The organism is Pantoea sp. Taur (assembly GCF_009830025.1).
Lineage (GTDB): Bacteria > Pseudomonadota > Gammaproteobacteria > Enterobacterales > Enterobacteriaceae > Pantoea > Pantoea communis.
Genome location: NZ_SZZZ01000004.1, coordinates 52,795 through 76,682 on the forward strand (window position 1 = coordinate 52,795; position 23,888 = coordinate 76,682).

22 protein-coding genes and 1 tRNA gene are annotated in these 23,888 nt (G+C 56.0%); 13 read left to right on the forward strand and 10 right to left on the reverse strand.

Annotated elements, in window-relative coordinates:
• Positions 1-38 precede the first annotated feature (38 nt).
• Entirely contained in the window at positions 39-515 is a 477-nt protein-coding gene (locus FD744_RS06985; protein ID WP_160867843.1) for a kinase inhibitor, read from the forward strand.
• Positions 516-549: 34 nt separating this feature from the next.
• On the opposite strand, the gene pgl is transcribed toward FD744_RS06985, so the two are convergent.
• A complete protein-coding gene (pgl, locus tag FD744_RS06990) occupies positions 550-1,545 on the reverse strand; it encodes a 6-phosphogluconolactonase (protein ID WP_160832576.1) in 996 nt (331 codons plus the stop codon).
• A 149-nt stretch (positions 1,546-1,694) separates the two neighbouring features.
• Between pgl and FD744_RS06995 the strand changes: the two genes are divergently transcribed.
• The gene (locus tag FD744_RS06995) at positions 1,695-2,513 is read left to right on the forward strand and encodes a pyridoxal phosphatase (protein ID WP_160867844.1); all 819 of its coding nucleotides are present in this window, start codon (positions 1,695-1,697) and stop codon (positions 2,511-2,513) included.
• 154 nt (positions 2,514-2,667) lie between these two features.
• On the opposite strand, the gene modC is transcribed toward FD744_RS06995, so the two are convergent.
• From modC to FD744_RS07015, 4 genes are all read right to left on the reverse strand, one after another.
• Positions 2,668-3,726: a molybdenum ABC transporter ATP-binding protein ModC gene (gene modC / locus FD744_RS07000; RefSeq protein ID WP_160867845.1), complete on the reverse strand. Its 1,059-nt coding sequence runs from the start codon at positions 3,724-3,726 to the stop codon at positions 2,668-2,670.
• A complete protein-coding gene (modB, locus tag FD744_RS07005) occupies positions 3,726-4,418 on the reverse strand; it encodes a molybdate ABC transporter permease subunit (protein ID WP_097117397.1) in 693 nt (230 codons plus the stop codon). Before modB ends, modC begins: the two co-directional genes overlap by 1 nt.
• Positions 4,415-5,188, reverse strand: coding sequence for a molybdate ABC transporter substrate-binding protein (gene modA, locus FD744_RS07010; protein ID WP_160867846.1), 774 nt, complete (start codon positions 5,186-5,188; stop codon positions 4,415-4,417). The genes modB and modA overlap by 4 nt, the downstream gene beginning before the upstream one ends.
• A 129-nt stretch (positions 5,189-5,317) precedes the next feature.
• The gene (locus tag FD744_RS07015; protein ID WP_013508338.1) at positions 5,318-5,476 is read right to left on the reverse strand and encodes an AcrZ family multidrug efflux pump-associated protein; all 159 of its coding nucleotides are present in this window, start codon (positions 5,474-5,476) and stop codon (positions 5,318-5,320) included.
• A gap of 117 nt (positions 5,477-5,593) precedes the next feature.
• Between FD744_RS07015 and modE the strand changes: the two genes are divergently transcribed.
• The 6 genes from modE to gpmA all read left to right on the forward strand — a co-directional run bounded on the left by modE (position 5,594) and on the right by gpmA (position 12,355).
• The gene (modE, locus tag FD744_RS07020) at positions 5,594-6,376 is read left to right on the forward strand and encodes a molybdenum-dependent transcriptional regulator (RefSeq protein WP_160867847.1); all 783 of its coding nucleotides are present in this window, start codon (positions 5,594-5,596) and stop codon (positions 6,374-6,376) included.
• Between the two features lie 76 nt (positions 6,377-6,452).
• Positions 6,453-7,925 carry a molybdate ABC transporter ATP-binding protein ModF gene (modF, locus tag FD744_RS07025; RefSeq protein ID WP_160867848.1) on the forward strand — a complete coding sequence of 491 codons (1,473 nt, stop codon included), beginning with the start codon at positions 6,453-6,455 and terminating at the stop codon, positions 7,923-7,925.
• A gap of 304 nt (positions 7,926-8,229) precedes the next feature.
• Entirely contained in the window at positions 8,230-9,273 is a 1,044-nt protein-coding gene (gene galT / locus FD744_RS07030; RefSeq protein WP_160867849.1) for a galactose-1-phosphate uridylyltransferase, read from the forward strand.
• A complete protein-coding gene (galK, locus tag FD744_RS07035; protein WP_160867850.1) occupies positions 9,274-10,422 on the forward strand; it encodes a galactokinase in 1,149 nt (382 codons plus the stop codon).
• The gene (gene galM / locus FD744_RS07040) at positions 10,416-11,450 is read left to right on the forward strand and encodes a galactose-1-epimerase (protein WP_160867851.1); all 1,035 of its coding nucleotides are present in this window, start codon (positions 10,416-10,418) and stop codon (positions 11,448-11,450) included. The genes galK and galM overlap by 7 nt, the downstream gene beginning before the upstream one ends.
• 152 nt (positions 11,451-11,602) lie before the next feature.
• Complete coding sequence (gpmA, locus tag FD744_RS07045) at positions 11,603-12,355, forward strand: 2,3-diphosphoglycerate-dependent phosphoglycerate mutase (protein WP_034821185.1); 753 nt, start codon at positions 11,603-11,605, stop codon at positions 12,353-12,355.
• 63 nt (positions 12,356-12,418) lie between these two features.
• Here gpmA and aroG read toward each other — a convergent pair whose 3' ends face one another.
• The gene (gene aroG, locus FD744_RS07050; protein WP_160867852.1) at positions 12,419-13,471 is read right to left on the reverse strand and encodes a 3-deoxy-7-phosphoheptulonate synthase AroG; all 1,053 of its coding nucleotides are present in this window, start codon (positions 13,469-13,471) and stop codon (positions 12,419-12,421) included.
• A gap of 294 nt (positions 13,472-13,765) precedes the next feature.
• On the opposite strand from aroG, the gene FD744_RS07055 reads away from it, so the two are divergent.
• From FD744_RS07055 to zitB, 4 genes are all read left to right on the forward strand, one after another.
• Positions 13,766-14,125: a YbgS-like family protein gene (locus FD744_RS07055; RefSeq protein WP_160867853.1), complete on the forward strand. Its 360-nt coding sequence runs from the start codon at positions 13,766-13,768 to the stop codon at positions 14,123-14,125.
• Positions 14,126-14,228: 103 nt separating this feature from the next.
• On the forward strand, positions 14,229-14,813 hold the full coding sequence (locus FD744_RS07060; RefSeq protein WP_160867854.1) for a response regulator transcription factor: 585 nt from the start codon (positions 14,229-14,231) through the stop codon (positions 14,811-14,813).
• Entirely contained in the window at positions 14,795-17,881 is a 3,087-nt protein-coding gene (locus FD744_RS07065; protein ID WP_160867855.1) for an ATP-binding protein, read from the forward strand. Before FD744_RS07060 ends, FD744_RS07065 begins: the two co-directional genes overlap by 19 nt.
• Positions 17,850-18,815, forward strand: a complete 966-nt coding sequence (gene zitB / locus FD744_RS07070) for a CDF family zinc transporter ZitB (protein WP_160867856.1) — start codon at positions 17,850-17,852, stop codon at positions 18,813-18,815. Before FD744_RS07065 ends, zitB begins: the two co-directional genes overlap by 32 nt.
• Here zitB and pnuC read toward each other — a convergent pair.
• The 3 genes from pnuC to FD744_RS07085 form a co-directional block, all read right to left on the reverse strand.
• Positions 18,809-19,531: a nicotinamide riboside transporter PnuC gene (pnuC, locus tag FD744_RS07075; protein WP_034829177.1), complete on the reverse strand. Its 723-nt coding sequence runs from the start codon at positions 19,529-19,531 to the stop codon at positions 18,809-18,811. The genes zitB and pnuC overlap by 7 nt on opposite strands.
• Positions 19,532-19,556: 25 nt before the next feature.
• Complete coding sequence (gene nadA / locus FD744_RS07080; protein WP_097117408.1) at positions 19,557-20,618, reverse strand: quinolinate synthase NadA; 1,062 nt, start codon at positions 20,616-20,618, stop codon at positions 19,557-19,559.
• 135 nt (positions 20,619-20,753) lie between these two features.
• A complete protein-coding gene (locus FD744_RS07085; RefSeq protein ID WP_034829173.1) occupies positions 20,754-21,251 on the reverse strand; it encodes a methylated-DNA--[protein]-cysteine S-methyltransferase in 498 nt (165 codons plus the stop codon).
• 353 nt (positions 21,252-21,604) lie between these two features.
• Here FD744_RS07085 and FD744_RS07090 point away from each other — a divergent pair, with 353 nt between their 5' ends.
• Positions 21,605-23,086, forward strand: coding sequence for an AlkA N-terminal domain-containing protein (locus FD744_RS07090; RefSeq protein WP_160868000.1), 1,482 nt, complete (start codon positions 21,605-21,607; stop codon positions 23,084-23,086).
• Between the two features lie 700 nt (positions 23,087-23,786).
• Here the strand turns inward: FD744_RS07090 and FD744_RS07095 are convergent.
• Positions 23,787-23,862 (reverse strand) — tRNA-Lys (locus FD744_RS07095).
• Positions 23,863-23,888: the final 26 nt, after the last annotated feature.

Below are 23,888 nucleotides of genomic sequence, written 5' to 3' on the forward strand. Positions count from 1 at the left end.
GATGGAGAGCACACTGCACAACGGAAAAAGGAGAAGTCATGCGCGTAGTTAGCCAGGATTTTAAAGACGGCGATAAAATGCCCGAACGTCACGTTTTCAATGGGATGGGACGTCAGGGTGACAATCTGTCTCCCCATCTGGCGTGGGATGAAGTGCCTGCTGGGACAAAGAGCTTTGTCGTGACCTGTTTCGATCCAGATGCACCCACCGGTTCTGGCTGGTGGCACTGGGTCGTGGCAAATATTCCGGCTGACGTCGCCGAGCTGCCACAAGGCTCTGGTTCAGGCGTGGTCGAGGTGCCGCAGGGTGCGATTCAAACCCGTACCGACTTCGGTCAAACCGGTTACGGTGGCGCAGCACCACCACAGGGTGATCCGCATCGCTATATCTTTACTGTGCACGCGATGGACACCGATAAGATTGATGTCGACGCCGGCGCGAGCGGCGCCATGGTCGGCTTTAATGTGCACTTCCATGCACTGGCAAGCGCGTCGATCACAGTTCTGTATTCTTAAAATGAGAACGGCGCCGAATGGCGCCGTTTTATCATCAATCCAGGGTGTGAATCACCACCCACATCGGGCCTTGTCCCACCGCGTAACGCGCCAGCGGTTGCAACAGACCACGATCGGCAATCTTGTAGACTTCGATATGGTGCGACTTCTGCCCTGCCGCCACCAGATACTGACCGCTGTTATCGATATTGAAGCCGCGCGGCTGAGTTTCGGTCGGCTGATAACCTTCAATCGCCAGCACTGAGCCATCTTCGCTGATGCTAAATGCAGTAAGGGTGCTGCTGGTGCGATCACAGGCGTAGAGGAAACGGCCGTCTGGCGTGATATGGATATCGGCCGCCCAGCGCGTGTCGCTGAAATCTTTTGGCATCATATCCAGACTCTGCACACGCTCAACCTGACCATGCACGTTGTTCAGTGCCCACACATCCACTGTGCTATCAAGTTCATTCACCACATAGCCGTACGCGCCATTTGGATGGAATGCCATATGACGCGGGCCTGCACCTTCAACCGTGGTGACCTGTGCTTGTTCACGCGGTGCCAGAGTGCCATCGGCGTTAAGCTGGAACAGGCAGATACGATCCTGCTTCAGTGCCGGTACAAACAGCGTTTGGTTGCTGAGATCGATATTGGCTGAGTGGCAGCCATCCATGCCGCCAATCACCTGGCTTGGGGCTTGCGGTAAACCGTCGCTGTCGATCGGGCTGATGCTAACGCATGCATCATTGTAAGAACCGCAGAACAGGAATTTACCCTGGCGATCGGTCGAAATGTGCGTTGGGCTGCCCGGCAGTGGCGCTTCACCCGCCAGACTCAGGGAACCATCGGCCGCAATGCGGTACGCTAACACGCGAAAATTCGGACGAACGCCGACATAGAGGAAATCTTTCTTCGGGCTCACCACCATCGGCTGCACCTGACCGGCCACGTCCGTGACCTGCAATAACGTCAGTGCGCCATCTTCCTGCAACTGCCATGCGTGAATCTGCTGGCTCTCTGGACTGGCGGTATACACGACTTGTTTCATGCGTTTTTCCTTATTCGCTGCCTGATGAAAGGGATAACTGTAGCGCGTTTCATTTTGCCGCGCTGGATTCATTTGTGCCCTGTTTTTTGTCTCAGGGCCGCTGCCGGGTGTAGACTCAATGCTTTGCTAACTCCCGGACGGAAAGTGTAATGAGCTACCGCGTAATCGCCCTTGACCTCGACGGCACCCTGCTGACCCCTACTAAAACCATTTTGCCTGAATCGATCGAAGCTTTAGCCCGCGCACAACAGGCGGGAGTCAAAGTGCTGATTGTGACCGGTCGTCACCACTGCGCCATTCATCCTTTTTATCAGGCGCTGCAGCTGGATACACCCGCAATCTGCTGTAACGGCACCTACTTGTACGATTATCAGGCGAAAAAAGTATCGGCTTCCGATCCGCTGGAAAAAAGCCAGGCGAGCCGCGTGATTGAGATGCTCGATCAGGAGAACATTCACGGCCTGCTGTATGTCGATGATGCGATGCTGTATCAGGAGCCGACAGGCCATGTGACCCGCACCCTGAACTGGGCACAATCCCTGCCGGAAGCGCAGCGTCCTCTGTTCCTGCAGGTGCCAAGCCTGGCGCAGGCGGCGCTGGATGCGCAATCCATCTGGAAGTTCGCTCTTTCCCATCCTGACACCCGTGCATTGCAGCAGTTTGCTGAACGCACTGAAGCCGAACTCGGCCTGGCGTGTGAATGGTCGTGGCACGATCAGGTGGATATCGCGCAGGCGGGCAACAGCAAAGGCAAGCGTCTGGCACAGTGGGTAGAGAGCCAGGGCTTCAGCATGCAGGATGTGCTGGCGTTCGGCGATAACTACAACGATCTCAGCATGCTGGAACAGGTCGGTTTAGGCGTGGCGATGGGCAATGCTGATGAGGCGATTAAAGCGCGCAGCAAAAAGGTGATTGGCACCAATCTGGAGCCAGGTATTGCCGAAGTGATTTATCAGGAAGTCCTGTAAACACAGGATGTTCGCGGTGCGCATCACGGCGCACCTTGCGAATGTTTAAGGTGCGGCCGCTGCTGCATCTCAGCGTTAATAATGAGGGTCACACCGGGTGCTTTCATCCGCACATCGCACACATTTTGTCTGATCGCCCTTGATGACCCTAAGGTCAAGCCGTGATCGCCACACTCTTAATTTGCGCATACAGCCATTGATCGGGCCGGATTCCCAACTCGTCGCGCGCCCAGGGGGAAATTCGCGCCCACAGCTCGCTAATGCCAATGCGCAACTTCACTTCCACCTGATCGTCAATCTCCAATAACTCGACCACCTGAGCTGGCAGGATATTGCGCACCGAGGTGTTTTGTGGCGGCTGTAAGGCCAGTGACACATCACCGGACGCGATACGAATACGAAGTGCCGTTTTCAGCGGCTGGTTAACACGGCTTACCCAGATATGCTGATCCCCCAAAGAGAGTGCCGTCATCGGGTAATCGGGATGCTGTTCCAGAACCTGCACTCTGAGCACGCTGCTGCGATCGGCTATCGGCAGCCACGGGCGCATGGCTGCACTGCTCCACACCTTCTCCAGCGAGCCAAAGGCTTTGACTTTGCCGTTGTCGAGCACCAGCACGTTGTCCGCCAGTTGCAGAATTTCATCCAGGCTGTGCGAGACGTAGAGAATCGGAATATCGACCTGTATCGCCAGCTTTTGCAAATACGGCATCAATTCGCGCTTGCGTGGTAAATCCAGCGACGCCAGCGGCTCATCCATCAACAAAATATCTGGCGCGGTGAGCAGCGCGCGGCCAATCGCCACACGTTGTTTCTCGCCGCCTGACAACGAGGCCGGAAAACGGCTCAGCAGAGGCTCAAGGCCCAGTAATGCCACCAGCGCGTTAAACTGCGGCTTCATGGCAGCAGCCATGCCATATTGCAAATTGCCGCGCACCCGATAGTGCGGAAACAGCCGAGCGTCCTGGAACACATAGCCAACGCGGCGTTTTTCCGGCGGCAGATTGACCTGCGTCGCCGAATCAAACAGCAGACGATCGTTGAGCTGAATCTGGCCGCTTTGTGGCTGTGTCAAACCGCCAATCGCGTTGATCAGCGACGTTTTGCCCGCACCGGATACACCAAAAACAGCCGTAATGCCGCTGCCGGGAACCTGCACGTTGACGTCCAGTTGGTGATCGCCCAGCAACTGGGAAATATTAAGATTAAGCATCAGGCTGCCCCCAGCCGCTTACGGCCCCAACGTGCCAACAGCTCAGAGGCCACCAGCGATAACAGCGCCAGCGCAATGGCCACCGCACACAAGCGTGCGGCAGTGCCTTCTGCGCCGGGGGTTTCAATCAGGGTGAACATCGCCGAGGGAATGGTGCGCGTCTCGCCGGGGATATTGGAAACGAAGGTGATGGTGGCGCCAAACTCACCCAGTGAACGGGCGAAAGCGAGAACGGTGCCGACAATGATGCCCGGGAGCGTGAGCGGCAAGGTGATAGTGAAGAACACGCGCCAGCGACCGGCACCGAGCGTGCGTGCTGCCTGTTCCAGTTTGGTATCCACCGCTTCCAGTGCCAGACGAATCGCCCGCACCATCAGCGGAAAAGCCATCACGGCCGAAGCCAGTACCGCCCCACGCCAGCTAAAGGCCAGGGTGAAACCGAACCAGTCGTAAAGCCACTCGCCGATGAATCCACGTCGGCCCAGTGCAATCAGCAACAGATATCCCACCACCACCGGTGGCAATACCAGCGGTAAATGGATAAGACTGTCGAGTAAGGTTTTACCTGGAAACCGGCAACGTGCCAGAATCCAGGCCATCATGATGCCAAACGGCAAGCTAAACAGCACCGCTACGCTGGAGACTTTTAAGCTGAGAAAAACGGCCTGCCATTCGGGATCACTGAGTATCATTTCTTCGGCGCAAATCCATACTGTTTAAACACAGCAGCGGCGTCCGGCCCCTGCAAATATTTATAGAAGGCTTCAACCGTTGCGTTCTGATGATCTTTTACCACCGCCATCGGATATTCCACTGGCTTGTGGCTATCGTCCGGGAAGCGTCCTACTACCTGCACTTTGTCACTGGCAACCGCATCAGAACCGTACACGATGCCATACGGTGATTCATTGCGTTCGACCAGCGCCAATGCGGCACGGACGTTGTTAGCCGGTGCAAGCTGCGGCGACACCGTATCCCACGCGCCCAGCTTTTGCAGCGCTTCTTTGGCATAAATCCCGGCCGGGACATGATCCGGATCGCCCACCGCCAGACGTTCGCCTTTCAGCAAACTTTTCCAGTCAGTTTTTGCATTGATAGTGACCGCTTTTGCGCTGTCGCTTTTCGGTGCCACTAATACTAAATCATTGCCCAACAAGGTGTAGCGGGTGTTTTCCACCACACTCTTTTTATCCACCGCATAGTCCATCCACTGCTGATCAGCAGAGATAAACAGATCGGCCGGCGCGCCCTGTTCAATCTGGCGTGCCAAAGTGGATGAAGAGGCGAAGGACGATACCACTTCAACGCCGCTCTTTTTCTGATATTGCGTGGCAATATCCTGCATCGCATTGGTTAACGATGCCGCAGCAAACACGGTGATCTTCTCTGCCGCCACGGCGTGACTGGCCATGGAAACAGTCAGTACGGTAACAGCAGCCCAGCGGTAATTGATTTTCAGCATTTTTTACTCCTTGTTACGTTATATATTCGATAATACAACGCAGGGACAAATGCTGTCATGAACTTAATATCGGCAGGATTGAGGGGAAGTTAAAGAAAAAACGCCCGCTGAGTGCGGGCGCTTGTAAAATCAGTGTTGCGAGCTGTTGGCAGGACGATCGTCGCGGCGGCCAAATTTGGAGATGACGTTGAACACTTCACCCAGGCCGTAAATCAGACCGAGCATAATGGCCATCACAATTGGCACCATGATGACAGCCACAGCCAGGCTTTTAAGCAGTTCCAGCATGGAAACCTCACGCAGAAAATAAAAAAGTGATTGTAACGGTTAGGGAAAAAAACGCACTGCCCTTTTCGTGCTTTTACTTTTGGCCTTACACTTGTCGTACTCACTTAAGGAGCTGACATGCAGGCAGAACTTTCTCTTCACATTCGTCTTCAGCAGAAGCTGTTTGCCGACCCACGCCGCATCGAACTGCTGAAACGCGTGCAGGAAACCGGCTCCATCAGCCAGGGCGCTAAATTGGCTGGCATCAGCTACAAAAGTGCCTGGGACGCCATCAACGATATGAACCAAATGGCTGATCAAACCTTAGTCGACCGCGCCACCGGAGGCAAAGGCGGCGGAGGTGCGCAGCTGACACGCTATGGCGAGCGTCTGATTCAGCTGTTTCACCTGATGGAGCAGATCCAGCAGAAAGCTTTTGATGCGCTGCAAAACGACAGCCTGCCGCTCGACAGTTTACTGGCGGCGATTGCGCGTTTCTCCCTGCAAACCAGCGCACGTAATCAGCTATTTGGCACGGTGATGGCGCGCGATCACCATCAGGTGCAGCAGCACATTGAGGTTCAACTGGCCGATGGCGTCACGCGTTTGCAGGTGGCAATCACCGAACGCAGTGCCGAACGTTTGCAACTCGACAGCGGCAAAGAGGTGCTGGTGCTGATCAAAGCGCCGTGGATTCAGGTGAGCCGGGATGCGGTAAACAGCGATAATCAATTGCAGGTAACGATCAGCGCCATTGAGCCGGGTGAACAGGTCAGCGAAGTGTTGATGACATTGCCGAGCGGTGAAACCCTGTGCGCGACGGTGAACAACGCGCAGGTGCAACAGCAGAATCTGCAGCCTGGCAGCAGCGTGACCGCCAGTTTTAATGCGGAACACGCCATCATCGCCACACTGCTCTGAAATCCAGGCCATGATTTGACTTCGTCTGCGTCGCTCGCTACAACTGAGTAACACGATGCATAAAACGGAATGAATCATGGCTTCATTGCAAATTTCGCAAGGCATATTTCACCTTAGCGACACCCGAGCACTGTCCCTCAACGATCTGACTCTCAAAAGCGGCGAAAGCTGGGCCTTCGTCGGCGCCAACGGCAGCGGTAAATCCTCCCTGGCGCGCGCACTTTCTGGTGAGCTCTCGCCGGGTAAAGGCGCGGTTACCCAGGACTTTCAGCGTCGCACGCGCCTCTCGCTGGAGCAGTTGCAAAAGCTAGTGGCGCAGGAGTGGGAACGCAACAACACCGATCTGCTGAGTGAAGGCGAAGACGATACTGGCCGCACCGCCGCACAGATCATTCAGGATGAAGTGAAGGATGAGGCGCGTTGTCAGGCGCTGGCCCAGCAGTTTGGCATCACCTATCTGCTCGATCGCCGCTTCAAATACCTCTCCACCGGCGAAACCCGCAAAACCCTGCTGTGCCAGGCGCTGATGGCGCAGCCGGATTTGTTGATTCTTGATGAGCCTTTCGATGGATTAGATGTTGCCTCACGCGCCAGCCTGGCGGAGACGCTGAGCGATCTGCACCAGCATGGCTTTACCGTGGTGCTGGTGCTCAACCGCTTTGACGATATTCCTGACTTTGTGCAACAGGTCGGTGTGCTGGCCGAGTGCACCCTGACCCACGTCGGCAAACGCCAGGAGATACTGGCAGAAGCACTGGTGGCGCAACTGGCACACAGTGAGAAACTCGACGGCATGGCGTTGCCAGAAGCGGATGCGCCGGATCAGTTACCACAACTGGCGGAAGATGCGCCGCGTGTTGTTCTGCGTAATGGTGTGGTGTCGTATAACGATAAAGCGGTGATCGACGGGCTGAGCTGGCAGGTGAATCCCAGCGAGCACTGGCAAATTGTGGGGCCCAACGGCGCGGGTAAATCCACTCTGCTGAGTCTGGTGACCGGCGATCATCCGCAAGGCTACAGCAACGACTTAACCCTGTTTGGTATCCGTCGCGGCAGCGGTGAAACCATTTGGGACATCAAGCAGCATATTGGCTACGTCAGCAGCAGCTTGCATCTCGATTATCGTGTCAGCTGTAACGTGCGCACCGTGGTGCTGTCCGGCTTTTTTGATTCGATTGGTTTGTATCAGCCCGCTTCGGATCGGCAGAAAGCGCTGGCGCGCCAGTGGCTGGCCTTACTGGGCATGGACAATCATCTGGCCGATGCGCCGTTCCACGGTTTGTCATGGGGCCAGCAGCGCCTGGTGCTGATTGCGCGTGCGCTGGTCAAACATCCTACCCTGCTCATTCTGGACGAGCCGCTGCAGGGGCTCGATCCAATTAACCGCCAGCTGGTGCGCCGCTTTGTTGATGTGCTGATTGGTGAAGGACGAACGCAGTTGCTGTTTGTCTCACACCACGCCGAAGATGCGCCGCAGTGCATTACTCATCGCCTGAGCTTTGTGAAGCAGGATGTGGGATACGGATTCCAGCAGGATGATTTGCGATAACCTCGTCGTCATCAACCCCGCCCCTGCATCGTAGGGGCATATTTATGCTTCAATCCGGTCTTCAGCTAAACCCTTTTACATTGTCGTGTGCGCATTGATATGCACCTCATTGAATAGCCGATGTAACCGCTACCATTTACCCGCCTGGTATTTCAGCAAACGCGCGCTATAACCCCACAAAATGAGAATCGTCACCTTGTGTAAACGATACCATTTATCCAGACTGGATCACGCTTTGGGGCCCGCCTTTGTGCTACCTTGATCGCAGTGATTTTGATCCGTTTGCCGTTTACCAGGACTCGTTATGGAAAAATTTAATCCGGTTGATCATCCGCATCGCCGTTATAACCCATTGATCGATCAGTGGGTGTTGGTCTCACCGCATCGTGCCAAGCGTCCGTGGCAGGGTGCGCAGGAAACGCCTGCGCTGGAACAACTGCCTGCGCATGATCCTGATTGCTTCCTGTGTGCCGGCAACACCCGCATCACCGGGGATAAAAACCCCGATTATAAAACCACCTATGTTTTCACCAACGACTTTGCCGCGCTGATGACCGATACACCCGATGCGCCGCAAAGCGACGATCTGCTGATGCGCTGTGAGAGCGCACGCGGCACCAGCCGGGTTATTTGCTTCTCACCTGACCACAGTAAAACGCTGCCGGAACTGCCGCTCAGTGGACTGGAAGATATTGTGCGCACCTGGCAAGAGCAGACCGCCGATCTCGGTCAGCACTATCCATGGGTGCAGGTGTTTGAGAACAAAGGCGCAGCGATGGGCTGCTCAAATCCCCATCCGCACGGCCAGATCTGGGCTAACAGTTTTCTGCCCAATGAAGCGCAAAAAGAAGATGATAATCAGCGCCGCTACTTTGACGAAAAAGGTTCGCCGATGCTGGTGGATTACGCCGCACGCGAGCTGAAAGATGGCAGCCGCACCGTGGTAGAAACCGAACACTGGCTGGCCGTGGTGCCATGGTGGGCCGCGTGGCCGTTTGAAACCCTGCTGCTGCCAAAAGCCCATATCAAACGCATCACAGATTTGACCGCTGCTCAGCGCAGCGATCTGGCGCTGGCGCTTAAACAGCTCACCAGCCGCTATGACAACCTGTTCCAGTGCTCCTTCCCTTACTCAATGGGCTGGCATGGCGCGCCCTTTAACGGTGAAGCCAACGAGCACTGGCAGTTGCATGCTCACTTCTATCCGCCGCTGCTGCGTTCGGCCACGGTACGTAAATTTATGGTTGGCTACGAAATGCTGGCCGAAACCCAACGTGATTTAACGGCGGAACAGGCAGCAGAACGTCTGCGTTCTGTCAGCGATATCCATTTCCGCGAGGCGCAATAAATGTCATTAAAGTCTACTACTCAACAGGTTTTCGCTGACACCTTTGGCTATCAACCGACGCACAGCATTCAGGCGCCGGGCCGCGTGAATCTGATTGGTGAGCACACCGATTACAACGACGGCTTCGTGCTGCCGTGCGCCATTGATTACCAGACGGTGATTGCCTGCGCCAAACGTGACGACCGCCAGGTGCGCGTGGTCGCGGTTGATTATGACAATCAACAAGATAGCTTCTCGCTGGATGCGCCGATTGAAGCGTTGAAAGAGCCGATGTGGGCCAACTACGTGCGCGGTGTGGTGAAACATCTGCAGAAGCGTGATGCCAGCTTTGGCGGTGCCGATCTGGTGATCAGCGGCAACGTGCCACAGGGTGCGGGCCTGAGTTCATCGGCGTCACTGGAAGTGGCGGTCGGCACCGTGTTCCAGCAGCTCTATCAGCTCAAGCTGGACGGCGCTGCGATTGCGGTTAACGGTCAGGAAGCGGAAAACCATTTCGTTGGTTGCAACTGCGGCATCATGGACCAGCTGATTTCTGCGCTGGGTCAGCCCGATCACGCCATGCTGCTGGACTGCCGCACACTCGGCACACGCGCCGTCTCGATGCCGGAAGATGTCGCGGTGGTGATCATCAACTCCAACTTCCGCCGCAGCCTGGTGGGCAGCGAGTACAACACCCGCCGTGAGCAGTGCGAAACCGGTGCACGCTTCTTCAACAAACCGGCGCTGCGCGATGTCACGCTGGAAGAGTTTGCCGCGTCGGAATCGCAGCTGGATGCGCTGGTGGCAAAACGTGTGCGCCATGTCATCACCGAAAATGCCCGTACGCTGGAAGCCGCCGATGCGCTGAGCAGTGGCGATCTGAAGCGCATGGGTGAACTGATGGCTGAATCCCACGCCTCGATGCGTGATGATTTCGAAATCACCGTACCGCCTATCGATCAGCTGGTTGAGATCGTTAAGGCTGAAATCGGTCCGCGTGGCGGGGTGCGTATGACCGGCGGCGGCTTTGGCGGCTGCATCGTGGCACTGATGCCCACCGAACTGGTGGATCAGGTGAAAGCCGCGGTTGCCGAAAAATATGAGGCGCAGACCGGCATCAAAGAAACCTTTTACGTGTGCAAAGCGTCAGCAGGAGCAGGCCAATGGTAAGCGACGTCAACTCTCATGCGCCAGACGGGCAACCGTGGCGCATGACCGTGCTGCGCAATCGCAACGGCATGGTGGTCACTTTTATGGATTGGGGCGCGACCTGGCTCTCCGCGCGCGTGCCGATGCAGGATGGCAGCGTACGTGAAGCGCTGCTCGGCTGCGCGACACCATCGGATTATCTGCATCAGGATGCTTATCTCGGTGCCACGGTTGGCCGTTACGCTAACCGCATTGCCTCGGCTGAGCTTAAGTCACTGAAGCTGCTGCTGGCGGCCAATCAGGGCGCGCATCAGCTGCACGGCGGCCCGGAAGGCTTCGATAAACGCCGCTGGCAGATCGTTAGTCAGAGCGAAACCGAAGTGCATTATCGTATCGATTCACCCGATGGCGATCAGGGTTTTCCCGGCAACCTGATTGCCGATGTGATTTACCATCTTGACGATGATAACTGCCTGTCGATCAGCTATGACGCGCAGACCGACAAGCCCTGCCCGGTGAACCTCACCAACCATGCTTACTTCAATCTTGACGCGCATCATGGCGATGCACGCCAGCATCGCTTACAACTGCACGCGGATCGTTACTTACCGGTCGATAGTGAAGGCATCCCTAACGCGCCACTGAAAGCCGTGGCCGGCACCAGCTTCGATTTCAATCAACCGAAGTGTGTGATGGATGACTTCCTCGCCGATGACGATCAAAAAGCGGTGAAAGGCTATGACCACGCGTTTCTGCTCAGCACCGCTGGCGACAGCACTCAGCCCGCCGCCGAACTGTGGTCGGCCGATGGCAAGCTGGCGCTGACCGTGTTTACCGCCGCACCGGCGCTGCAGTTTTACTCCGGCAACTATCTGGATGGAACACGCGCCCGTGAACAGGGCAGCTATACTGCTTTCCAGGGCATCGCGTTGGAGAGTGAATTTTTACCGGATTCGCCCAACCATACCGAGTGGCCGCAGCCTGATTGCTGGCTGCAACCCGGCGATCGCTGGCAGTCTGTGACGCGTTATCGCTTCACCCCGCAGTAAGCCAGCGGATGAAAAACGCGCACTGCGTCAGCGACAGGCTTACGCCGTGCGTTGTTTTCCGCTATGGTATGGCGCTATCAGTGTGCCGCTTTTCAGGTGGCCGCAGCCGGTTTCTATAATCATCGAAACATCAAGCATTAAGGAGTTAAGCTATGGCCGTAACTAAGCTGGTTCTGGTGCGACACGGCGAAAGCCAGTGGAACCAGGAAAACCGCTTCACCGGATGGTATGACGTGGATCTGTCAGACAAAGGTCGCACTGAAGCCAAAGCAGCCGGTCAGCTGCTGAAGAAAGAAGGTTTCGTGTTTGATTTCGCCTATACCTCCGTGCTGAAACGTGCCATCCACACCCTGTGGAACGTGCTGGATGAGCTGGATCAGGCGTGGCTGCCGGTTGAGAAAACCTGGCGTCTGAACGAGCGTCACTACGGTGCGCTGCAGGGTCTGGATAAAGCTGAAACCGCCGCCAAATACGGCGACGATCAGGTAAAACAGTGGCGTCGTGGCTTTGCCATCACTCCACCAGAACTGGATCGTGCGGATGAGCGTTTCCCGGGCCACGACCCACGTTACGCATCACTGACCGACGCACAGCTGCCAACCACCGAGAGCCTGGCACTGACCATCGAACGTGTTATTCCTTACTGGAATGAAAGCATTCTGCCGCGCATCAAAAGCGGTGAGAAAGTGATCATTGCAGCACACGGTAACTCACTGCGTGCGTTGGTAAAATACCTCGATAACCTGAGCGAAGATGAAATCCTCGAACTGAACATCCCAACTGGCGTGCCGTTGGTGTATGAGTTCGATGAGAACTTCAAACCGCTGAAGCGTTACTACCTGGGTGATGCCGACGAGATTGCCGCGAAAGCTGCAGCCGTTGCTAACCAGGGTAAAGCCAAGTAATTCCCGGCTTAAAAACAAAAAGGCCAGACGCGAGTCTGGCCTTTTTTATTGCGCGTTAAGCAATTAGCCGCGGCGTTGTTTGATCGCCTGCGCCAGTTGACGCAAGGCTTTCTCGGTGTCTTCCCAGCCGATGCAGGCATCGGTGACGCTCTGGCCATAAACCAGCTCTTTACCGCTGTCGAGGCTCTGATTCCCTTCCACCAGGTGGCTCTCGATCATCACGCCAGTAATCGCCTGCTCACCGCCCGCGATCTGCTGCGCCACATCATCAGCGACCACCATCTGACGCTGGAACTGCTTGCTGCTGTTGGCATGGCTAAAGTCGATCATCACCTGCGGACGCAAGCCCGCTTTCTCCAGACCGGTTTTCACCGCTGCCACGTGTTCTGCGCTGTAGTTCGGCTCTTTGCCGCCGCGCAGAATGATATGGCAATCTTCGTTACCGCTGGTTTCGACAATCGCCGAATGACCGAATTTGGTGACGGAGAGGAAGCAATGCGGCGCGCTGGCGGCACCAATCGCGTCGATGGCCACTTTGATGGTGCCATCGGTGCCGTTTTTGAAGCCGACCGGGCAAGATAAACCGGAAGAGAGTTCACGATGCACCTGGGATTCGGTGGTACGCGCACCAATCGCGCCCCAGCTCATCAAATCTGCCATGTACTGCGGAGTGATCATATCCAGGAATTCACCTGCCGCTGGCAGACCGATGTCGTTGATATCCACCAGTAGCTTACGCGCCAGACGCAGGCCATCGTTGATCTGGAAGCTGCCATCCATAAACGGATCGTTGATCAGCCCTTTCCAGCCCACCGTGGTACGCGGTTTTTCGAAATAAACACGCATGACCACTTCCAGCTCGCCTTTCAACTCGTCACGCAGCGTCAGCAGACGGCTCGCATACTCTTTAGCGGCTTCGGTATCGTGGATTGAGCAAGGACCGATCACCACCAGCAGACGATCGTCCTGACCGTGCAGAATGCGGTGAATCGCCTGACGTGCCTGAGCAACGGTTTCAGCGGCTTTATTGGTAGCGGGGAATTTTTCGAGCAAAGCAACAGGCGGTAATAATTCTTTGATTTCTCTGATGCGTAAATCGTCGTTCTGATAATCCATACATAATTCCATTCAAATTTCTGGCCCCGCGTTCGCCGGGCGCAACCCGTTAAATGTATCCCTTCAGGCTGCGAGTGTAAATTCCACGCTCACGTAAATGCTTTTGTGAAATTTGCATTTATACGCCCATGAACTAAGCTTTTTAAACGTAAGCACTGAGGAATGAGGTTCTTGCGCTATTTAATTTTTAAGCGAAGCGTTAACGATGGAATTATATTCCGTCACGGTACGTTATTTTCGTCACTCAACACCCGTGGTGTTTGACGGCAACTCTCCATCGATTAAAGGAGCATAATGATGAATAAGTTTGCAATTATCTTTCTGACGGCAGCGATGACCCTGGGTAGCGGCGCGGCAATGGCTGCGGACAGTAACAACGGTGACGCGAATGCCTCAGCAGAAGCTGGCGCGGCGGCAGGCGGCGCGAAACAGAATCTGCCACCCAATAATGTGGACAATAGCAAAATTAATAATGGCAGCATGAACACCAACAGCGCAGCGACATCTGGCACCAGCACTGGCAATATGTCAGCTGAGCAAATGCACAAAAATTCTATGTGCAAAGACGGTAAATGTCCGGATATGAATAAAAAGGTCGATACCAAAAAAGGTGGCGGCCATGTGAAACACAAAACGGACGGCACGACCCAATAACGGGTTATCCGATCACATAAAGGGAGAGCGCTGGCTCTCCCTTTCTATTTCCGTGCAGGCTTTTCCGCTATGCTGAAGCCATGAAATTCAGAGGAACTGTTTCATGGCTTCACTGCTGCTTATTGATGACCATCCGTTAGTTGAAGTCGCGCTGGAAGCGGCCTGCGTCCACTCCCCTATCCCGGTAAAACTGCACGCCGCCGCGACTGAAGCTGAAGCGCGCCAGCTTTTACAGCAGCATCAATTTGATCTCATCCTGCTCGATATCGGCTTGCCGGATAGCGATGGCCTCGAATTATTGCGCCGTCTGCGCGCCCGCGATCAAAATTGCCCGGTGTTAATCTATTCCGCACAGCAGAGTCGCCACACCTTGCTGAGTGCCGTGTCGCTTGGTGCGGCGGGCTATGTGGTAAAAAGCCAGAGCATGGCGCAATTGCTGAGTGCGATTCTGGCGGTGCTCGGCGGGCAGCAAGCTTTTCCGCCGCTGCCCGAGCGTATCGAGCTGCCGCTCACCGAGAAAGAGCAGCAAATCGTCGCACTGCTGGTGCGCGGGCTGTCTAATTTGCAGATTGGCGAGCAGCTGCATATCAGCAATAAAACCGTCAGCACCCACAAGAAAAACATTTTGGAGAAAACCGGCGTGCAGTCGGTGGTAGAGCTGGCTGAATTGTGGAAAGCCCAACAGTGAAAGTCATCTTGTGGCTGTGTCTGCTGTTGATCAGCTTAACGGCTCGCGCTGACTTACAGCCCGCCAGCAGCGTCATGCTCCCCGCCATGATGCCCGCACCGCATGTCGAGCCATGGCCGCAACCGACCTTACGCGTTGCCGTCCCGGCGCAGAATAGTGCGCCCTGGGCAATGCGCATTGGCGATCGTATCTGGGGGATTGATGCCGATTACCTTAGCGCGCTGAGCCAACTCACCGGCACGCGCTTTAGCCTGCAAAGTTACGCCGATCGTTCCCAGCAGCTGGCGGCACTGAAGCGCGGTGACGTCGATTTCGTGTTGAGCAACGAACATGCGCAGCTGCCGGAAAACATCCTGGTCAGCGACAGCTGGGTTAACAGCCCGATCCGCATTTACCGCAATCGTGATAATCAACGCGCGGTGATGTTCAACAGCGAAAATGCCCAGCTCACCATCGCGCAAGCCACACTGGCGCAACTGCCCGATGCCTTTGTGCAAAACCATCGCTGGCACAGCCTGCCGGGCGATTTGCAGGCACTGTATGCACTGCTCAATCAGCAGAGCGACTATCTGGTGGCGGATGAAACCAGCGCCGGCTTTCTGCTGAATCAACTGCAGCACGGACAGATTTACCAGATCACCGCCGATCCCGGCGCCGGTGAACTGTCGCTGCGGGCGCTGGCGCGCGATCCCACGCTGATCCACTGGCTCAATACCCAGTTGCGCCTGCTGCCCGCTGAGTTCAGTAATCGCGTGCAACAGCGCTGGAGCCCGCCTTTGCTGCGTTATCAGGATACGCAAACGCTGATGCTGTCGGCTGCTGAGAAACAATGGCTGGCCGCACAGAGCGAGATTCCTTATGCCGCAGAGGTGGACAATGCCCCCTGGAGCTATCGCGATGGCAACGGCAATGCTCGCGGCTTTGGTATTGATCTGCTTAATGCGTTAAGCCAAAGCACCGGGCTGCGTTTCACCCCGCGCTGGGTGAGCAATCCCCAACAGGCGCAGACGTTGATGCAGCAACATCAGGTAATGCTGAATTTGCTACAACCCCTGAACGGCGACGATACCAGCAGCAACACATTGCCAGTGTGGCGCGCGATTTGGGGGATTTACACGCTTAATACGCAGCAGCCGATGAGCTGGCAATCCCTGCAACATCAGCGAGTGGGCGTGCTGCGCGCCGATCTGGCGCAACGGCTGCTGCCTGAGAACATCACGCCCCAACTGTTCGATGACCGTGCCCAGCTCTGGCAAGCCCTGAACAGCGGTCAGATTGATGCACTGGTGGATAATGTCCTGTCTGCACGCTGGCGCATGGCCAACCACGCGGATAATCGTGTCCATTTAGCCTTTGCCGCCAGCGATGTTGCCTGGCCGCTGGCACCTCAGGTAAGCCAGGATCAGCCGCAACTCCAGGGGGTGCTGGATCATGCACTCCAGCAAATCCCAGCGGATACGCTTAATCAGATGCGCATTAACTGGTCGCAGCCGCCCCAACCCGGCACCACTATGGCGATGCGCAATGTGCCGCTGATGATTTTGATGGCGGCCGGGATGATCATTTTGCTGCTGTTAGTGCTGCTGCTGCGCCGCTACCTGCAACAGCGGCGCGATCGCCTGCAGCGTGAACAAGCAGAGCGCGCTAACGCCGCCAAAAGCCAGTTCCTTGCCACTGCCAGCCACGAATTGCGCACGCCAATGCAGGCGATTCTCGGCCTGCTGGAACTCGAACAGCAGCAGCATCCTAGCGAGCGTTTGACACTGATGCACAGCAGTGCGCGCTCGCTGATGGCGCTGCTGAACGATCTGCAAGACCATGCACGCATTGAGAATCAGAGTTTTCGCCTGGCACCGCATCCGCTCCATCTGGCAGATTGGCTGCAGCAACAGCTGCAGTTCTATCACCCTTTGATGCGCGAATCCGGTCCGATATTGTTGGTTGAGGCGCTCACGCCCTTGCCGACGCGCGTGATGCTGGATGGCGATCGCCTGCAGCAGGTGGTGAATAATCTGGTGGCCAACGCGCTGAAATTCACGCGCCAGGGTGAAGTCAGGCTGTCGCTCGCCGTCACCGATCAGATTCAGTTAACGGTCGCCGACAGCGGCAGCGGTATTCCACTCAGCGAACAAGCGCAGCTGTTTGAACCCTGGTATCAGGCACCGTCGGGCAAAAGCCATGCGGTGCAGGGTAGCGGGCTGGGTTTGTTTATCTGCCGCGAGATCGTGCAACGTATGGGCGGCCAGTTAACGCTGACTTCTGCGCCAGAACAAGGCACCACAGTGAAGGTGATATTGCCGCTCGACCTCTGTGAGGATGCGCCCACCGAACGCCATGCTGCCTGGCCGCGCTATCCGCATCTGCGCGTGGCGATTGTTGATGACCATCCCACCAATCTGTTGGTTTTGCAGCAGCAGCTGGCTCGATTCGCTATCACGGCGCAGGTGTTCGAAGAGGGGCGTAGCCTGTTGCGCGCCGATGCGCTTCAGCCGTTTGATGTGCTGTTGATTGACCAGATGATGCCACGCCCGGATGGATTAACACTGCTGCGCATCTTACGCCGCCGCCAGCAGCGACGCAGCAAACCAGCACTGCGCGTACTCTGCTCCGCCGACGTGCAACTGCTGAAGGTAGCGTTGCAAGAAGACGAAGCGCTGTTGTTGAAACCGATTGAGCTGGATGATCTCGCGGCTCTGCTGGCACGCACGGTGCGCGATCCTCTCCGACAGCTGCCCGACAGTTTAATGATTCTGGCCCAGCACAATGAGGCCTTTATCCCGCGCATTTGCCAGACATTGCAACGCACGTTGCAACAGGATCGCGATGCGCTACTGGCGGCCAGCGTCGAGCATGACTGGCCCGCTGTCGAGCGTGCCGCACACCGCATGAAAGGCAGCTGGCTGTTGCTCGGCATGGATGAGATTGCCGAATACTGTCAGCAGCTCACCGATCAGGCAAAACAGCAGCGTCTGGACGATGATGCCCTCAATTTACTGATATCATTAACGAACAGGTTACTGGAACAACTGGAAAGTTATGGCACACACTCATTCTCACGGCGCGCATAACGGCAATCGTACGCGTCTGGCGGCGGCGTTTGGCGTCACCGCGCTGTTTATGATTGCCGAAGTGATTGGTGGCGTGGTATCGGGTTCGCTGGCGCTGCTGGCGGATGCCGGACATATGCTCACTGACGCCGCTGCGCTGTTGATGGCGCTGCTGGCCGTGCAGTTTGCTCAGCGCAAACCCAGCGCCCGCCACACCTTTGGCTTGCTGCGCCTCACCACACTTGCCGCCTTTGTGAATGCCATTGCGCTGCTGGTGATTACGGTACTGATTGTCTGGGAAGCGCTGCGCCGTTTCTATCAACCACAGCCGGTTGCTGGCGGATTGATGCTGGGGATTGCGATTGCCGGTTTGCTGGCTAATCTGCTCTCTTTCTGGCTGTTACATCGTGGCAGTGAAGAAAAAAATCTCAACGTACGTGCGGCGGCGCTGCATGTGCTGGGCGATCTGCTCGGCTCCGTTGGCGCGATTGTTGCCGCTATCATTATCATGCTGACCGGCTGGACGCCGATCGACCCGATTCTGTCATTGCTGGTTTCGCTATTGGTGGTGCGTAGCGCGTGGTCGTTGCTGCGGGAAAGTCTGCATGAGCTGCTGGAAGGCGCACCGAGCGGGATTAACGTGGATAAACTGGCACGCGAGTTGACACGCAACATCGCGGAAGTGCGCAATGTGCATCATATACATGTGTGGCAGGTGGGAGAGAAGCCGGTGCTGACATTACATGTGCAGGTGATTCCACCTTACGATCATGACGGGCTGCTGGTGCGTATTCATCAGTATTTGCATGAGCACTATCAGATTGCGCACGCCACTGTGCAGATGGAGTACCAGCCATGTACCGGTCATGATTGCGAACTCTGCGCGGAGCAGAGCTCTCATCATCACTCACATGAACATCTCACGCTGGATGGTCACGCCCATCACCATCACTGATTCGACAGCGCGCGCGACCCGTGTTCGCGCGCACTTTGCATCCACAAGCGGGAACCGTTAAGCGCGATCAACGTCAGAATCGCGTATTCCAGCGACATCGCATACACGCCCTGACGCGCAAAGATCATCACACTAATTACGTTGATCACCACCCACAGCAGCCAGTTCTCGACATATTTCCGCGTCATCAGAATCATCGCCACAATCGACAGCACCATCATGCAGGAATCCCAGAACGGGAAGGCATCCGGCTGCAGTTGCGGCATCGTCACGTTCAGGCCGAGACTCTGCATGATACCGACGGCGATTTTGGTCAGAAACGCGAACACCGGATCGATATACAGCGTCATCAGCGCAATGGCGATGACGCACGCCGCGCCCCAGCCAAGCGCCTTCGGCAACGGCAGCCAGCGAATTTTCAGTGCGGCTTCATTGGCGGTGTTTTGTCGACTCCACGCGTACCAGCCGTAAACATTGGCGACAAAGAAGAACAGCTGCAGCAGTAAGCTGGCATACAGCTGAATCTGGAAGAAGATCACCGCAAACAAGGTGACGTTAATCAGCCCGAAGAAGTAGTTGATGATCTTTTCCTGGCTGGCGAGCCAGATACACAGCAGACCCGCAATGGTGCCCACCGCCTCGATCCATGACAGGTCGTAGCCACCCACGCCAATAGGAATGTGAACCAAAATATTTTGTGTGCTGAAGAAGTCCATGATCTGCACCTGTATGAAAGCCGCCTTACGCGTTCCCTTTCACCTTGAGTTTGAGTTGTGCTGCAAAGTCTAGCATGCGGTTAAGCGGTATCAATGCGGCTTCGCGCAGCGCATCATCGACATGGATTTCATGCTCGCTGCCGCCGTGCTCCAGCCCTTCGGCAATGGCTTTCAGGCCATTCATCGCCATCCACGGACAGTGCGCGCAGCTGCGACAGGTCGCGCCCTCACCTGCCGTCGGCGCTTCCAGCAGTTCTTTGTCCGGCACCGCCTGCTGCATCTTGTAGAAGATGCCGCGATCGGTGGCAACGATCATTTGCGGATGCGGCAGGTTTTTCGCCGCCTGAATCAGCTGGCTGGTGGAGCCCACGGCATCCGCCAGATCGACGATCGCCTGCGGGGATTCCGGATGCACGAGGATCGCTGCCTCCGGATAGAGCGTTTTCATGCGCTGCAGGGCCTGAGTTTTGAACTCGTCATGCACGATGCACGCGCCCTGCCAGCACAGCACGTCTGCTTTGGTCTGTTGGGTGACGTAACGGCCCAGATGGCGATCCGGTGCCCAGATAATTTTCTCACCAAGGCTGTCGAGATGTTCAATCAGCTCAACCGCAATACTGGAGGTGACAACCCAATCCGCGCGCGCTTTGACGGCGGCCGAGGTGTTGGCGTACACCACCACCGTGCGGTCCGGATGTTCATCACAGAAGCGATTGAACTCCTCAATTGGGCAACCAAGATCGAGTGAACACTCTGCATGCAGCGTCGGCATCAACACGGTTTTTTCCGGGCTGAGAATTTTGGCGGTTTCGCCCATAAAACGCACGCCCGCCACCAGCAGCGTTTTTGCCGGATGCGTGCTGCCGAAGCGCGCCATTTCCAGTGAGTCCGAGACGCAGCCGCCGGTCTCTTCCGCCAGCGCCTGAATTTCAGGATCGGTGTAGTAATGCGCGACCAGCACCGCATCGCGCTCTTTTAATAAGCGTTTGATTTCAGAGATGTAGTGGGATTTTTCATCCTGGCTGAGACGCGCCGGTTTCGGCGGAAAGGGATAAATCGCGCTTTCAGGATCGAACATCAGACTCATGACACGGCTCTCGTTTTCTCAATTTAACAAAATCGCCTGTTACAGCGATGATGCGGCATCAAAACCGCTATCGTGTTTTATATGCTAAACACGATAGCGGAATTGCGCGAGAGTGTCGTCTCTTTTTTATGCGGTTTACAAGCCACCTAACGATTTCTGCGGGTTTTCCAGTTCCAGCAAGAACGCTTTGACCGCCAGACCGCCCGCGAAACCAGTGAGCTTACCGTTGCTGCCAATCACCCGATGGCAGGGCGCCATGATCGACAGAGGATTTTTACCGTTGGCCGCTCCCACCGCGCGCATGGCTTTCGGGTTGCCGATCTGTTCCGCGATTTGCTGATAGCTACGGGTTTCACCAAACGGAATGGTGAGCAGCGCTTGCCAGACTTTTTTCTGGAATTCAGTGCCGACCGTATCGTAAGGCATGTCGAATTGCTGACGCTCTCCGGCGAAGTATTCACGCAGCTGGCGCTCCGCCTCACACAGAATCGGATGCTGATCGTTACGGCTGATGGGTTTCAGCGGCACGCGTTGCGAGCCTTCGTTTTCCCACAGAATCGCTGATAACCCGTTATCAGTCGCAATCAACGTCAGCTCACCAACTGGCGTGGGAATGATTTTGGCATGATACATAAGGCACCTCCGGCATAAATCAGTGTGTCATTATCGCACTTCTGCCGCGATAAACTGGCTGTTTTCGGTCATGAGCATAAACTGGTTAGCTGTCCGAAAGCAGCGAGTTTTGCTTTGCCACTTGCGCGACGATACCCAAAACAATGCAAGGCGCAAGAAGGCGGCAAACGAGTGACGAACCGATCAGTCGATTTGCACAGCGCTTGTGCTGGCCCGAAGGGGGAACCTTCTTCAGGAGGTTCATCTTCTCTCTGAGCTGACTTAAGTCAGTGATTCAGGGGAACGAGCGCAACCAACCGCTTCTGAGCTTTGAATTCTGGATGGTATATGCGGTTTATTTGCTGGAGACGATGATGTTTGATCCCGAGATTGCATACCAGGCGCTGACCTCGCGCGACAGTCGTTTCGACGGCGTGTTCTTTGTTGGCGTGACCTCGACCGGCATTTACTGTCGGCCCATTTGTCCGGTGAAAGCGCCGATGCAGAAGAACTGCCTGTTTTTTGGCAGCGCCGAAGCCGCCGAGAAAGCGCATTTCAGACCCTGCCTGCGCTGCCGTCCTGAGTTAGCGCCGGGCTTCGCCCCGGTCGATAGTCATCACCGCATCGCCGATCGCTTGATTCGTCGTATTGAAGAAGGCCTGCTGGAAGAGCAAGAGACACTGGCCGACATCGCCGGCGAGTTTGACCTGAGTGAGCGCCAGCTTCGCCGCGTGATCCAGCAGGAGTTGGGCGTGTCACCATTGGAGCTGCGCCAAACGCGGCGCATGCTGCTGGCGAAGCAACTTCTGACTGAGACTTCGTTGCCCGTCACCGAAATCGCCTACGCCAGCGGCTTTCGCAGTTTGCGCCGCTTTAATGATGTATTTCAGACTCGTTACCGTATGACGCCTTCGCGTCTGCGCAAACAGAGTCAACCAGAGAGCATGACCACGGTGCAGGAGAGCGCAGAGCTGCGTTTGAGTTATCGCCCCCCTTATGACTGGGATGCCATTCTGGATTTTCTTCAGCAGCGTGTGATGAAAGAGGCAGAGTGGGTCAGTGATGGTGCTTATCACCGCACCGTGGCGCTGGGGAACTGTCGGGGCTGGGTACGCGTCAGCCATTTGCCGGAGAAGCAGGCACTCAAGGTGCAGTTCACTACTACCTTAACCCCGGTTTTGCCTGCCCTGCTGCGTCGCCTGCGCGACCTGTTTGATCTCGATGCCCAACCACAGCGCATCAGCGAGCAGCTAAGCCAGGATCCGCTATTAGCTGACAGTCTGACACGTTATCCGGGATTGCGCGTTCCTGGAGCGTTTGACGGCTTTGAGTTGGGGGTGCGCGCAATTCTTGGCCAGCAGGTGACGGTGAAAGCGGCCACCACGCTAAGCAGCCGCGTGGCGCAGCGGTTTGGCGAGCCATTAGTGACGCCATGGCCGGAACTTTCTCGCCTGCCTCCGACGGCGGAATCCCTCGCTAGCGCAACCATTGATGATATTGCTAGCCTCGGTATTGTGAGCGCTCGCTCGCAGGCGATTCAGGCGCTGGCACAGGCATGCGCCTCCGGTGCGCTGCGCTTTAATGGCGCGGTGAATCCTGACGTGGTTCAGCAGCAGCTGCTGGCATTGAAAGGCGTAGGGCCATGGACGGCGAGTTATATCGCCATGCGCGCCCTGCGCTGGCCGGATGCGTTCCCTAAAGAGGATATTGCGATTCGTAATAACCTCGGTGGGGTGAGTGCCAAAGTGGCAGAGCAGTTATCACAGGTCTGGCGCCCATGGCGCAGCTATGCGGTGCTGCATATCTGGAAGAGTTTGACGCCTGAGAAATCGGCTGAGAAAGAGAAAAAGGCATGACTGAGCGTACGTTTTGGGAATGGGGGTCATCTGTCGTGCATTCTAGCTGCTAGTAAACAACGACAGTGCGTTCCAGTCGGCAATAAGGGGCGGTTGCGTAAAGACGCCGTAAATACATCCCTGTAGGCTCTGGTGGCGCATCCCTGCGCCACAAGCTTTACTCCACCGCCCCTTATTGCCGCCTTCATGGCACATCTCTGCGGTTTTTTAAAAGCATTAACCAAAGCCAAACAAGTCCGGCAAGGCGGGAGCGGAAGAGCGAAGCGTCCGAGCCATGGTTCGGGCCATTGATTTCACACTCAAGCCACAAGCAAAACAACGACAGTGCGTTTCAGTCAGCAATAAGGGGCGGTTACGTAAAGACGCCGTGAATACATCCCTGTAGGCTCTGGTGGCGCATCCCTGCGCCACAAGCTTTACTCCACCGCCCCTTATTGCCGCCTTCATGGCACATCTCTGCGGTTTTTTAAAAGCATTAACTAAAGCCACACAAGTCCGGCAAGGCGGGAGCGGGAGAGCGAAGCGTCCGAGCCAGGGATGGCGAGGCCGATCCACAGGGATGTGAGATTCCTTCGCGATCCGTCCGCCTTGACGGGCTGACGCACGGGCTCATAGCAAGTTCAGCTAAAATTTTTGAGAAGTGAAGATTTGAGAAACGCAGAAAAGCAAAAAGGCGCCTTTAGGGCGCCTTTCTACATAGTGGTGGGTCGTGCAGGATTCGAACCTGCGACCAATTGATTAAAAGTCAACTGCTCTACCAACTGAGCTAACGACCCGCTCGAGGAGCGGCTTACAACTTTAA

Excerpts from the sequence above, each read along its gene's own strand:
- modA (WP_160867846.1), bottom strand. The coding sequence starts at position 5,188 with ATGCTGAAAATCAATTACCGCTGGGCTGCTGTTACCGTACTGACTGTT.
- nadA (WP_097117408.1), bottom strand. The coding sequence starts at position 20,618 with ATGAGTCTGATGTTCGATCCTGAAAGCGCGATTTATCCCTTTCCGCCG.
- FD744_RS07015 (WP_013508338.1), bottom strand. The coding sequence starts at position 5,476 with ATGCTGGAACTGCTTAAAAGCCTGGCTGTGGCTGTCATCATGGTGCCA.
- FD744_RS06985 (WP_160867843.1), top strand. The coding sequence starts at position 39 with ATGCGCGTAGTTAGCCAGGATTTTAAAGACGGCGATAAAATGCCCGAA.
- galK (WP_160867850.1), top strand. The coding sequence starts at position 9,274 with ATGTCATTAAAGTCTACTACTCAACAGGTTTTCGCTGACACCTTTGGC.
- gpmA (WP_034821185.1), top strand. The coding sequence starts at position 11,603 with ATGGCCGTAACTAAGCTGGTTCTGGTGCGACACGGCGAAAGCCAGTGG.
- FD744_RS07055 (WP_160867853.1), top strand. The coding sequence starts at position 13,766 with ATGATGAATAAGTTTGCAATTATCTTTCTGACGGCAGCGATGACCCTG.
- FD744_RS07060 (WP_160867854.1), top strand. The coding sequence starts at position 14,229 with ATGGCTTCACTGCTGCTTATTGATGACCATCCGTTAGTTGAAGTCGCG.
- aroG (WP_160867852.1), bottom strand. The coding sequence starts at position 13,471 with ATGGATTATCAGAACGACGATTTACGCATCAGAGAAATCAAAGAATTA.
- modF (WP_160867848.1), top strand. The coding sequence starts at position 6,453 with ATGGCTTCATTGCAAATTTCGCAAGGCATATTTCACCTTAGCGACACC.
- galT (WP_160867849.1), top strand. The coding sequence starts at position 8,230 with ATGGAAAAATTTAATCCGGTTGATCATCCGCATCGCCGTTATAACCCA.
- zitB (WP_160867856.1), top strand. The coding sequence starts at position 17,850 with ATGGCACACACTCATTCTCACGGCGCGCATAACGGCAATCGTACGCGT.
- pnuC (WP_034829177.1), bottom strand. The coding sequence starts at position 19,531 with ATGGACTTCTTCAGCACACAAAATATTTTGGTTCACATTCCTATTGGC.
- FD744_RS07085 (WP_034829173.1), bottom strand. The coding sequence starts at position 21,251 with ATGTATCATGCCAAAATCATTCCCACGCCAGTTGGTGAGCTGACGTTG.
- modB (WP_097117397.1), bottom strand. The coding sequence starts at position 4,418 with ATGATACTCAGTGATCCCGAATGGCAGGCCGTTTTTCTCAGCTTAAAA.
- FD744_RS06995 (WP_160867844.1), top strand. The coding sequence starts at position 1,695 with ATGAGCTACCGCGTAATCGCCCTTGACCTCGACGGCACCCTGCTGACC.
- modC (WP_160867845.1), bottom strand. The coding sequence starts at position 3,726 with ATGCTTAATCTTAATATTTCCCAGTTGCTGGGCGATCACCAACTGGAC.
- pgl (WP_160832576.1), bottom strand. The coding sequence starts at position 1,545 with ATGAAACAAGTCGTGTATACCGCCAGTCCAGAGAGCCAGCAGATTCAC.
- FD744_RS07090 (WP_160868000.1), top strand. The coding sequence starts at position 21,605 with ATGTTTGATCCCGAGATTGCATACCAGGCGCTGACCTCGCGCGACAGT.
- modE (WP_160867847.1), top strand. The coding sequence starts at position 5,594 with ATGCAGGCAGAACTTTCTCTTCACATTCGTCTTCAGCAGAAGCTGTTT.
- galM (WP_160867851.1), top strand. The coding sequence starts at position 10,416 with ATGGTAAGCGACGTCAACTCTCATGCGCCAGACGGGCAACCGTGGCGC.